A 12466-nucleotide genomic window follows, 5' to 3' on the forward strand; every position below is an offset into this window, starting at 1 on the left:
CCCCTCTTTAATTAATCAGATAAAATTGAACCTAATGCTATTGAATACAGCTTTGATTTTGAGCTGTCTGCTCTTGAAACTAGTACCACAGGGCATTTTGCACCTATAATTACACCTGCATTCTCTGCCTTAGCAAAATAGGTTAGTGCCTTCCCTAAAAAATTACCGCTTTCTATATTTGGTACAAGTAATATATCTGCATCTCCAGCTACCTCACTAACTATTCCCTTATGAATAGCAGCTTCCCTTGAAATAGCATTATCAAGTCCTAATGGACCATCAATTATGCAGCCTTTTATCTGCCCTCTTTTATTCATTTGTGAAAGCACAGATGCATCTATAGTTGCCTGCATAGATGGGTTTACCACTTCCACAGCACAGATTGGTGCAACTTTTGGATTTTCAATTCCTAAAGCATTACAAAGTTTTACTGCATTATTAATTATCTGTATCTTTTCTTTAAGCTCAGGGTAAGGCACCATACCACCGTCTGTAAGCATAATAAGCTTATGATAATTGTCTGCTTCATATACCATAACATGAGACAATAATTCTTCTTTTTTAAGATTTGCCTCTTTGTTTAAAACTGCTTTTAATAAATCTGCAGTTCCAAGCATTCCTTTCATAATAAACTGTGCCTTACCATCTGAGACCAGCTTAACTGCAATTGCAGCAGCCATTTTTATATCTTTTTCATTAATAATTTCCACTTCTTCTAGGTTATAATTTTCCCTATTTGCAATTCTTCTGATTTTTTCTTCATCACCTACAAGTATGGCATGTACTATTCCTTTACTTACAGCTTCAGTGACAGCTTCTAGTACTTCCTTATCTTGTGCTGCTGCAACAGAAATTGTCTTTTTCTCCTTTGTTTTTGCAAGTTCAAATAATTCCCCAAGCCCTTTTAACATAAAAACCCCCCACAAATATTTCTATAGATCATAATATAGTTCGAATTCTATTGGTGATGGTACTGGTATTACCTTCATTACCTCTCTTTTATATTTAAAGTTTATCCAGTTGTTAATAAAATGCTCATCAAAAACATTGTCTCTTAATAAAAATTCATGATCCTTTTTTAACGCATCTAATGCTTCATCAAGTGATTTTGGAAGGGCCTCAATTTTATTTCTCTCCTCCTCAGGCATATCAAATACATTAATATCGAAGGGACCAAAGCCTTCCTTTGTTGGATCTATTTTATTTATAATACCATCAATACCAGCCATTAAAAGTGCTGAATATGCTAGATAAGGATTAGCAGTAGCATCAGAAGGTCTAAATTCAAACCTTCTTTTTGATGGCTCTTTAACATATCCAGGTATTCTTATTACAGAGCTTCTATTTCCCGTAGCAAAGCATATTGAAACTGGTGCCTCAAAGCCTGGTACCAATCTTTTATATGAGTTTGTTGAAGGATTAGTAAAGCCAAGAAGAGCTTTTGAATGCTTTAGTATTCCACCTATGAAATATAGAGCTTCCTCACTCATATTTGAATATCCATCTTCACTATAGAATAGGTTTTTGCCATTCTTATTCAGAAGCATATGAACATGCATTCCACTACCTGCTTCGCCAAATAGTGGTTTTGGCATAAAGGTAGCTGTTCTTCCATGTGCTACTGCCTCATTTTTTATTACATACTTTGCCATCATTGTGGCATCTGCCATTTTTAGCATTTCGCCAAGTTCCACTTCTATCTCAAGTTGACCAGCTGAACCTACTTCATGATGATGATATTTTACAGGTACCCCCATTTCCTCTAGTTTCAAGGTCATTTCACTTCTTAAATCATTATTCAAATCGTAGGGAAGTCCAAGATGATAAGATTTTTGGAATGGAGCTTTATAACCTAAATTATCTTCTTTTGAGTTTGAGTTCCAAGGAGCCTGTTTAGCATCAATATATACTTCCTGATGATGATTTTTAGTTTCATAATTAATATGATCAAAAATATAAAACTCAAATTCTGGTCCTATTATATATTCATCGGCTATACCTAAATTTTTAAGGTATGAAGAAGCCTTCTCAGCAATATATCTTGGATCTCCGCTGAATCTTCCTGCATTTTTCCCTATGGTATGAATATTTGCTATCATACTTAAAGTAGGTATTTTGCAGTATGGATCAATAAAAGCTGTTGTCATATCTGGTATAAAACACATATCAGAGTTTTCTATAGATGAATAACCGTAACTAGACCCGTCGAAACCTATTCCATCAGTAAACGTTTTCTCAGTAAGTCTTTCTGAAGGAATAGACAGGTGATTCCATCTTCCTGGTAAAGTTATAACTTTAAAATCTACAATTTTAATACTGTTGTTTTCAATGTACTGTTTTAATTCTTGAAAATTTTTGAACATGATTATTCTCCTCCACTCGAAACACTGGGTAACTTAATAGTGCTCACTGCCTTATAGGCACTGGGTAACTTAAGATGTTCGCTTTCGCTCACAAGTTACCCGTAAAAGTTCATTTAGAACTTTTACCTCGCAAGTTACCCGTAAAAGTCCATTTAGGACTTTTACCTCCGTCTAGTATTTATAATATTGCTTATATTCATAATTTTAGTATAATACATGAATTTTTTTTGTCAACATCCTTATTGCAAATGAAAGTTATATTTCATAAAAAGCCAAATTAGGATAGCTATTGAATATGCAAAGAAACAAAAAACAGACAAGTAAAACTTTTCATTAAGTTTATAGAAAAAAATAAGCCGCGAAAGTAGGTAATTTTATACCTCTTTCGCTGCTTCAGTACTTTTAATTTGCCAACTCCTCTAATAGCTTATCATTATCTATATCATACTCAGTATAAACTTTAATTCCATTTCTTTTTAAAAGTTCAGCAGTTACCCCATTTCCATCAATAAGATTTTTTGAAAAGCTCCCATCATAAATTTTTCCAAAGCCGCAAGAAGGACTTTTTGCTTTTAGTATTGCAGAAGTCACACCAAATTCTAAGGCAATTTTTAGAGTTTCTTCTGCACCCTTTATGAAATAACTAGTTCCATCAATTCCATCTTTTGATAATACCCTAGCATTGCCATAAAGAACTTTTTCACCATTACCTCCGGAAATTTCATGTGGTGGTCTCGGGGTGCATAAACCACCTAACTGCTCTGGGCAAACAGCTATAGCTTTCCCTGCTTTTAATAGCTCCTTTACCTTTTCATTTGAATTATTTTCACCATCATATCTTGTATTCATACCACATAAACATGCACTTACAAGTATCATTTTAATTCCACCATAGTAACCCCTGTACCTCCTTCACCATAGTTTCCAAGCCTATAGCTTTTTACATGAGGATGCCTTTTTAGCATATCGTTTATAGCTTGCCTTAGTACTCCAGTGCCCTTTCCATGGACTATGGTAACCTCTCTTAGTCCAGCTCTATAAGCATCATCTAAATACAAATCAGTATTATAAGTTGCTTCTTCTGAATCAAGGCCTCTTAAATCCAAGGAGGAGGCTACTGCCTTTAGATTTAAGCTTACTTCTCTCTTTTTAATTTCTCTTTTCTCTTCCTTAGAAAGTTTTGATGCTCTTAAATCCTTTAATTTAACACTAATTTTCATTATACCAGCTTGAACCTGTACCTCGCCTTTGTTATCGGGTTTAGTGAGCACAATTACCTTTTGATTAAGAGATGGTAAAAAAACTTCCTGTCCTTCTTTTACCGAATTAAGTCCTTCGCCTTCTTCATTTTGAGAAGAGTTAAGATTGCTTTCTACCTTTTCTGCCCTCTCCTTTAATCTTCTTCTTTCCTCTTCAAGTTTTTGTCTTGCTTCAGAGGAATAGCCTAACTTTTCAAGTTCTCTCATATTCTTAAGAATTGCATCAGCCTCTTCCTTTGCCTCTTTTACAACTCTCTTTGCTTCTCTTTGAGCATTTATAACTGCATTTTCTCTTGTTTTTTGAAAATTAAACAGCTTCTCCTCATATTTATCCTTAAGCTTTTCTGCTTCAAGCTTTAAGCCCTCTGCCTTTCTTGCGTCGCTTTCTGCTTTAATACTCTTCTCCTGAAGACTTTGTATAAGCTCTTCAAATTTAAGAGTATCTGTAGAGATTTTTTCTCTTGCCTCACTAATAATATAATCTGGAAGACCTAATCTTCTAGATATTTCAAAGGCATTTGATTTTCCAGGAACTCCAATAAGCAGCCTATAAGTGGGTCTTAGGGTCTCCACATCAAATTCTACAGAGGCATTTTCTACATCTGTGGTTTTTAAGGCATAACCCTTTAATTCACTATAATGTGTAGTTGCAACTATCCTTGTTCCTCTTCTCCTTAGGTTTTCTAATATTGATATTGCAAGTGCTGCACCTTCTGTAGGATCTGTTCCTGCTCCAAGTTCATCAAAAAGAGCAAGTGATTTATTATCGGCTTTTTCTATAATACTAACGATGTTGGTCATGTGAGAAGAAAAGGTTGATAGACTTTGCTCTATAGACTGTTCATCTCCTATGTCTGCAAATACCTCATTAAAGAAACTAATGGTGGAATTTTCCCTAGAAGGAATCATAATACCGCTTAAAGCCATAAGTTGAAGTAGTCCAACTGTTTTTAAAGTAACAGTTTTGCCTCCAGTGTTTGGTCCAGTAACAACTAATGAAGTAAATTCTCTGCCTAAATATACACTTATAGGTACAACTTTTTCTGCAGCAATTAAGGGATGCCTTGCCTCAATAATGTCTATTACTCCATTATTATTTACTGCTGGACATGTGCAGTTATATTCACTTGCAAAACTAGCCTTTGCAAATATAAAGTCTAGTTCCCATATAATATTAGAGTTATTTTTTATTGCAACTATGCTGTCATAAACCTTTCCTGAAAGTTCAGCTAATATCCTTTCTACTTCCGCTTTTTCCTTAAGCATTAGTTCTTTAATTTCATTATTTATATTAACTAGACTCATAGGTTCAATAAATAGTGTAGAACCTGTAGAACTTTGATCATGTACAAGACCTGGTACTGAACCTTTATGCTCTGACTTTACAGGAAGAACATATCGCTCACCACGTATAGTGTAAAGATTGTCCTGAAGATACTTGGAATTAGTCCTTATAAGGGAATTAATTTTGTCCTTTATGGAGGCATTTTTATCTTTAAGAGCTCTTCTAATATTATAAAGAGTTGTGCTTGCTTTATCTGATATTTCATCTTCGGACACAATAGCAAATAAAATCTCATCTTCTAGCTTTTTAATAGGAATTAAGCCCTGACAGATGTCTTCAATTACTCTGAAGCTTTCTTCCTCTTCTCTTCTAGCTACATATTCCTTAAATCTCCTTGCACATCTTAACATATTAGCTATTTTAAGTAGCTGTCCTGCCATTAAGACAGAGCCCTTTTCAGCCCTGCTAATTCCATCTCTTATATCATAAAGGCCTTCGAAGGGAGGTCTTCCCTTTTTCATAAATAACTCTAGGGCCTCCCGGGTTTCCTCAAGATGCTCTCGTACCTCATATAAATTGTCATATGGCTTTAAGCAGTCTAATATATCCTTTGCAGCAGCTGTTTGTGTATAGTTCTTGATAATATCTATAATTTTATAGTATTCCAGCACTTTCAATGCTTTCTCATTCAAATTACTCAACTCCCCTTTTGTAATGACCCCTTGTAAAGTTTACATATTCTTCCGTCCATTTTTCAGCTTTAACCGCTTGTAAAACTTTTAAGGTTTCTTCGTAGTTTTCATCAATAAAGTCCATTCTAAAGGATGCAGCTCCATTTGCTTTAAGCTCCTTAATATATGGAATTAAATTAGTTGCCACACCATTATAAATATGACTTCTGCAAAATTTATCTGTTTTTAAAATAAAATTTGTATTTTTTCTATCCTTTAAAATATAATTCCCTGTCTCACAACATTCCTTGCAGGTTACTTCTTCACTTTTACCTCCGAAATTACTTCCAACAGGACAATATTCACTTACCATTAACTCTTCTTTTCCATAAATTTTAATTTGAACCGGTATTGAAACCTTATTTAATAAAGCTTCAATTTCCTTTTTATTTAGCTCTACACTTAAGGCCGTTCCAGCAATATAATTTTCAAAAAACTTAAGTGAAAATCCATTAAATATGTTTAATTTATAATCACCTAGTATAGTGGTCTTATGACCGAAGCAATTAATAATTCCTAAATTGGCTGTGACAATTCCCTTAATTTCAGGAAGATGGCTTTCAATAGTTTTGTAGATATAATCAAATTCACCTTTTATAATATTAGGCACCTTCAAATATAAATTTTCTATATTTAGCTTTTTTACCTCCTCAAAATTTACAGGTCTCTGTCTCTGAAAGACGTCAACTGCTAATGCACAATTAATTTCGCTATCCTTAAAGGCCTTAAGCTGCTCATAACTATAGATTACCATTAAATTCTCTGGTATATTTCTATTTGGCTTATTAAAATTTGGATATTCTAAACTCAAAGGAGTTCTTCTATTCTGGCCTTTTTTTATATAATCTTCTAATTGATCTGTGAGGCCTCTTCTAACAGCATTTATTTCTGAAATAGGCATGAAGCCCTCTTCAAGGTAATCAAAGTCTATGTCTTTAAACTTAAAAGGCGTTTCCCCACTTTTACTAAGATTATCTTTAAGTTTTTCTTTATCTAAAGGCTTCTTTTGAGCTGCTTGAACTTTTTCTCCAATTTGAACAAACTCATTATTGTTATAAATTGTTTTTATTTTAAAGGATTCACCAATTTTAAAGTCAACCTTTAAGGGTAAATAAATTTTTCTATTGAATTTGTTATTATAGGAGCCTTCCAATTCCTTTAGTAAGGAAATATCAGAGGTTTTATATAAAATATCCCCTGTTTTATAATTTAAAGGCAATATCTTAACGTAATCCCCAGAGCTTGCTTCCTGCACTTCCTTGCCATCTTTATAAATTTTTGAAGTAATAAAGCCATCATTACCAATTCTTATACCATCGCCTTTTGCTAAAGCTTCATTTAGCTCCACTAAAGCTCCTTTTACCGCCTTGCCAAGCATAATTCCAGTATTCTTAGGAAAGTTAAAAGCCATCATGTCCTTACCAGTATTACCAAAGAGATAGGCCTTTGAAAGACCTTCTCTATTAAATAGCTTTAAAAGCTTCTTTTTCTCCTCAGCAAAGCCAAACTCCTTTCCCTCATATACACCATCTATAGCCCTTCTATATACATCCACTACTCCGGCCACATATTCAGGTCTTTTCATTCTTCCTTCTATTTTTAATGAAGAAGTACCGCTTTCTATTATCCTTTTCGTATCCTCTAAAGTACACATATCCTTAGGGCTTAATAAATAAGCCGACTTTTCTTTTTGGGAAGTAGTATCTATTAGAGTATATGGAAGTCTGCAGGGCTGTGCACATCTTCCCCTATTTCCGCTTCTTCCACCAATTATGCTGCTCATTAGACACTGCCCTGAATAGCATATGCACAAAGCACCATGAATGAAAATTTCTGTTTCTACCTTTAAATCCTTTGAAATACGGCTTATTTCCTCAAGAGAAAGTTCTCTAGATAGCACAATCCTTTGAAAACCTAAACTTTTTAAAAAGAGAGCACCTTCTCCATTATGAACAGTCATTTGGGTAGAGGCGTGAATTTGAAAATCTGGAAAATTTGTTTTAACCAAATAAGCAAGACCAGTATCTTGAATTATTAATGCATCAACGCCAATCTTATATAAAAAGTTTGTATATTCTAAAGCTTCCTTTATCTCATTTTCTTTTAAAAGTGTATTTATTGTAATATATATTTTAACACCATATAAATGACAATAGTTTACTGCATTAATCATATTCTCATCATCAAAATTAGAGGCATAGGCTCTTGCAGAAAACTTGTTTCCACCTAAATAAACTGCATTTGCACCACTTTGTACTGCTGCATATAAACTTTCGAAGCTTCCTGCTGGAGCAAGTAGTTCAATTTTTTTCATAATCATCTCTCCTAAAATGTCCTAACCCTTATTATACAATAGATTACAAATTTATAAAGAAATATTTTCAAATCTTATATTAACCTTTTAAGAATTTATTTAAACAAAAATAAAAGAGGATTAAGAAATAACTCCTAATCCTCATTAAGAATTCATAATAAAAGACTCTCATAACTTAGATATAATTCTTCAGCATATTTATTCCAGTTATAATTTTTTAAAACATAATCTTTAAGTTCATTGTTTTTTCTTTTATTAAGGCCTCTTTCTAAAGCGGCAATTATAGTTTCCTCATCATAGGGATTTATATAGTCTGCCATATCCTTAAAATATTCTTTTGCACTTCCCTCAATGGTTGAAACAATATTACTGCCGCTGGCTGCTGCTTCAAGAGAAGATAGTCCTGGGGTTTCGCAAAAACCTGGCAGAACATGCAGTTTCGAAAATCTATAGGCATTATAAATATTATATCTATCCATAAAACCAAGATAGGTTACATTTTTATAAGCCATACATTCTCTAAAATATGAATTATCATTAATGTTTCCAATAAGAACCAAGTTAACTCCTAATTTACTACAGGCTTTGGCTAAACCAAGCTGATTTTTTTGTGGTGTTATCCTTGCAATGCAAAGTGCATAATTACTTAAATTATATCTATCTTTTAAATTATATAATGGAGTTTCCTCATGTTCAACTTCAGCTCCATGGTAAAGAATATTGCAGGATAAATTTATATTAAAATCCTGAGCTAATAGTTTCCTTTCTAATTCACTATTTGGATATATTACCTTGCAGCCTTTGAGAATTTCCTCTCTATAGGGCTTACATTTATCCCATAGTTTTATGTTTTCAATATTATTTATAAAACTATAATATTTATTTAAATTCCAATATATAGGGGTAATAACAATATTCTTCTTTTGTCTATGTGCCTGCTTATAATATTTATAGGTTTCCCCCATTCTTGTAAGATTAAAAAGATGTACAACATCATAACTAGAATAGTCAGAAATATCTCCATCATTTATGTCAACGTCGGCACCTAATTTTCTTAAATATTTTAGAGTCATCAGCATTACTTTGGAATCCCCTGCAAAACTTTTTATATAGTCTCCTCGAATGCAAAGTAAAACCTTCATTGTAAATTCATCCTCCTTAATCTCAGTGTCTATCTCCTTTAAAATATAACTATGCTGAAATTAGATATAATATCACGTTTTTATTTTTTAAAATAAAAAAACAGCCGCAAAATGCAGCTGTCATTCATCATACAAATATTAGAAATAAATTATTCTAAAATTATTTTTCTACTTTTATATTATTAAATAATGTTAATTAAATTTCCAAATTAATCAGATGATGCAATAGGAAACCTTGTTTTCTTAACCTTTGTAAGTTCTATACCCTTTTCAATTAATTTATTTTGTAGGTCCATTGTTTTATATTTATAGGATTGAAGTTGAAACTTTAATTCCTTATTTTCTAATTTAAGAGTATTTCTTTCATTTAAATAATTTTTCGCATTTTCTTCTGTTATGTTTAGCTCCTTATTTAATTTCTCAATTACTCTCTGCTTTTCTTTTAAAAAATCTTGATTATCCATATTTTTTAGTTTTGACTGAAGTTCGGAATTATAATCTTCTAAATACTTTAATTGCTTTCTAAGAGCCTCTGATTCTTCAGTTTTACTTTTAACAGCTGCATTAAGCTTCTGTATTTCTTCTTCAACCTCACTATAAGCCTGGTCACATTTTAACATATCATCAACAGAGTTTAATGCAGTAAGCACTGCCGCAGAAGATAAACTAAGTTTTGGATTACTGCTTAATAGATGTTTTAACTTCTTGTCCACTTGTCTTGCAACCTTATGTAAATACTCTTCGTTTTCTTCCCCTCTTAAATTGTATTCCATACCATTTATATTAACGGTAATCACATTCATGGATTCACCTTCTTAATTTTTCATTTAATTATGTTTATTTTAGCATACTTTTTTTAAGTAGAAAACATATATTTAACTAATTTATCCATAAAAATGTGAATTGTTAATGAAATTTAAAATTTTGTTTATAAAAAAACTTCCAGAATAAAAGTCTGGAAGTTTCTTATGATTATCTAAGTTCTGCACCTAATTGATGTTCTAGTGAACGAATTATTTTATCATGTGTCTTATTTACTTCTGCATCTGTAAGTGTTTTATTTTCAGCTCTATAGCTTAAGGCATAAGCAACACTTTTCTTTCCCTCAGGTATTTGGCTGCCCTTGTATACATCAAACAGCTTAATGCTATCTAGTAAGCTTGAACCCTGCTTTCTTATAATATCCTCTATCTGCTGTACTAATATGCTATCATCAACAAGCACAGCTAGATCTCTAGTTACTGCTGGATACTTTGGTAAGGAAGTATATTTAATAACATCACTTGAGAGTTTAACAAGCATATCTAGATTTAGTACAGCCACATAAGTATTTTCATCAATACCGTAATTATCGCATACGTCAGGATGTATCTCACCTAAAATACCCAAATTATCTTTTTTGCTATTAATTGAAGCTGTCTTTCCAGGATGAAAGCTCTCATTACTGCTTTCTCTGTTAAAAGAAACATTTGTAATTCCTACAGTACTTAAAACATTTTCAACAATTCCTTTTAAATCAAAATAATCAACTTTGCCATACATTCCTACAGTAATGATATTTGTTTCTTCAGGAAGCTTTGAAGCATCTTCATTTGGTATATAAATCTTTCCAATTTCAAAGAGCTTAGCCTCCTCATTACTTCTACTATAATTTCTAGCTAAAGCCTCCATCATAGTTGGTAGAGTTGTTGTTCTCATTATGCTAAAATCCTCACCTAAAGGATTTTTAATAGTTACTGCCTTTCTTAAACTAGAATCCTCTGGTATTAATACCTTATCGAAGACCTTAGGACTTACAAAAGAATAGCTTATAGCTTGATTTAAGCCGCTGGCTGTTAAGCTTTCTATAATCTTATCCTCTAATTTTTGCTTTTTATTTTTACCACCATGTAGGGAAGGGCTGCTCATAATTGTTGTAGGAATATTATCATAGCCATATATTCTAGCAATTTCCTCTGCAACATCTTCTTTAATATTTATATCTCCTCTAAAGGTAGGAACAGTTATTATAAGGTTTCCTTCCTTTAACTCTGTGAAAAGCTCTAGTCTATCAAGGTATTCCTTCATATTCTCTGCAGCTATTTCTGTTCCTAAGAACTTATTTACCCAATTAACACTAACTTGTAGCTGCTTTTCTTTTAAAGGCTTAGGATAAATATCTATAGTTCCTTCCATAACATGACCGGCCTTTAGCTCCTCTACTAAGCTGCAGGCTCTATTTATGGCAAGTTCAGCAAGATTTGGATCTAAGTCTTTTTCAAATTTTGAGGATGCTTCTGTCCTTAGTCCTAGGTTTTGAGAGCTAATTCTAATATTAGTTCCATCAAAGGTAGCACTTTCAAAAATAATTTCTGTTGTGTCGTCCTTAACTTCAGAATTAAGTCCTCCCATAATACCTGCAAGGCCTATAGTTTTATTACCATCTTTAATATTAAGTACATTAGTATTAAGAGTTCTTTCTGCACCATCTAGAGTTACAAACTTTTCATTTTCATCTGCTCTTTCTACAATAATACTATTTGATGTAATTTCTCTTCTATCAAAGGCATGCATTGGCTGACCTAGTTCCATCATAACAAAGTTTGTTATATCTACTATATTATTTATTGGTCTTACTCCTGCTTCCATAAGCCTTTCCTGCATCCAAGCTGGTGAAGGTTCTATTTTAATATCTTTAACGCCTCTAGCCATATACCTTTTGCATAATTCAGTATCTCTAACTTCTACCTTAATACTACTAGCTATATTTTCACTGCAGCTTGCTTTAGAGCTAGTTTCTGGCATATTATATTTTAGTCCTAAGGTGGCCGCAGTTTCTCTTGCCATTCCTATAATACTAAAGCAATCAGCTCTATTTGAAGTTATTTCAAAATCAATAACTGCATTATCTAAGCCAAGAACTTCCTTTATATCTTTTCCAACTGGTGTATCTGCAGGAAGTATCATAAGCCCATGAACCTGCTCTTCCCCTGCTATACCTAGTTCCTCTTCAGAACACATCATTCCATTTGAAACAATACCTCTAAGCTTACCTTTTTTAATTTTCACGCCACTGGGAAGTGATGAGCCATGAAGGGCAACAGGAACTATGTCTCCTACCTTCATGTTATCTGCTCCAGTAACTATTTGAAGCTCTTCACCTGAAGCTACATCCAGCTGGCAAATTACTAATTTTTCAGCATCTGGATGAGGCTCAATCTTTAAAAGCTTTCCAGTAACTACATTCTGTATTTCATCTCCTGAAGTTATTACCTCTTCAACATTAGAGCCTGAAAGAGTAAGCTTATCAGCTAGTTCTTTAGGTGATATATTAACATTTACATAATCTTTTAGCCATTTATATGGTACCTTCATATTTATTTTCCTCCTTTT

The 12466-nt window shown here is 32.8% G+C and carries 8 protein-coding genes; all 8 read right to left on the bottom strand.

Annotated elements, in window-relative coordinates; genetic code table 11:
- Positions 1–11: 11 nt before the first annotated feature.
- A complete protein-coding gene (locus ACJDUH_RS17120) occupies positions 12–911 on the bottom strand; it encodes a phosphate butyryltransferase (protein ID WP_406766426.1) in 900 nt (299 codons plus the stop codon).
- A gap of 21 nt (positions 912–932) precedes the next feature.
- On the bottom strand, positions 933–2363 hold the full coding sequence (gene glnA / locus ACJDUH_RS17125; RefSeq protein ID WP_406766427.1) for a type I glutamate--ammonia ligase: 1431 nt from the start codon (positions 2361–2363) through the stop codon (positions 933–935).
- Between the two features lie 402 nt (positions 2364–2765).
- On the bottom strand, positions 2766–3242 hold the full coding sequence (locus tag ACJDUH_RS17130) for a 2-thiouracil desulfurase family protein (RefSeq protein ID WP_406766428.1): 477 nt from the start codon (positions 3240–3242) through the stop codon (positions 2766–2768).
- The gene (locus ACJDUH_RS17135; RefSeq protein WP_406766429.1) at positions 3239–5599 is read right to left on the bottom strand and encodes an endonuclease MutS2; all 2361 of its coding nucleotides are present in this window, start codon (positions 5597–5599) and stop codon (positions 3239–3241) included. The genes ACJDUH_RS17130 and ACJDUH_RS17135 overlap by 4 nt, the downstream gene beginning before the upstream one ends.
- Before the next feature lies 1 nt (position 5600).
- The gene (locus ACJDUH_RS17140) at positions 5601–7952 is read right to left on the bottom strand and encodes a U32 family peptidase (protein ID WP_406766430.1); all 2352 of its coding nucleotides are present in this window, start codon (positions 7950–7952) and stop codon (positions 5601–5603) included.
- A gap of 152 nt (positions 7953–8104) precedes the next feature.
- On the bottom strand, positions 8105–9094 hold the full coding sequence (locus tag ACJDUH_RS17145) for a glycosyltransferase family 4 protein (RefSeq protein ID WP_406766431.1): 990 nt from the start codon (positions 9092–9094) through the stop codon (positions 8105–8107).
- Positions 9095–9303: 209 nt separating this feature from the next.
- The gene (locus tag ACJDUH_RS17150; protein WP_406766432.1) at positions 9304–9897 is read right to left on the bottom strand and encodes a cell division protein ZapA; all 594 of its coding nucleotides are present in this window, start codon (positions 9895–9897) and stop codon (positions 9304–9306) included.
- 169 nt (positions 9898–10066) lie between these two features.
- The gene (gene pheT / locus ACJDUH_RS17155) at positions 10067–12448 is read right to left on the bottom strand and encodes a phenylalanine--tRNA ligase subunit beta (RefSeq protein ID WP_406766433.1); all 2382 of its coding nucleotides are present in this window, start codon (positions 12446–12448) and stop codon (positions 10067–10069) included.
- Positions 12449–12466 lie beyond the last annotated feature (18 nt).

Origin of the sequence: Candidatus Clostridium radicumherbarum (assembly GCF_045310525.1) — a bacterium.
Lineage (GTDB): Bacteria > Bacillota > Clostridia > Clostridiales > Clostridiaceae > Clostridium_AT > Clostridium_AT radicumherbarum.

Coding starts and splice junctions, on each gene's coding strand:
- pheT (WP_406766433.1), bottom strand. CDS start 12,448: ATGAAGGTACCATATAAATGGCTAAAAGATTATGTAAATGTTAATATA.
- ACJDUH_RS17145 (WP_406766431.1), bottom strand. CDS start 9,094: ATGAAGGTTTTACTTTGCATTCGAGGAGACTATATAAAAAGTTTTGCA.
- ACJDUH_RS17140 (WP_406766430.1), bottom strand. CDS start 7,952: ATGAAAAAAATTGAACTACTTGCTCCAGCAGGAAGCTTCGAAAGTTTA.
- ACJDUH_RS17120 (WP_406766426.1), bottom strand. CDS start 911: ATGTTAAAAGGGCTTGGGGAATTATTTGAACTTGCAAAAACAAAGGAG.
- ACJDUH_RS17150 (WP_406766432.1), bottom strand. CDS start 9,897: ATGAATGTGATTACCGTTAATATAAATGGTATGGAATACAATTTAAGA.
- ACJDUH_RS17130 (WP_406766428.1), bottom strand. CDS start 3,242: ATGATACTTGTAAGTGCATGTTTATGTGGTATGAATACAAGATATGAT.
- glnA (WP_406766427.1), bottom strand. CDS start 2,363: ATGTTCAAAAATTTTCAAGAATTAAAACAGTACATTGAAAACAACAGT.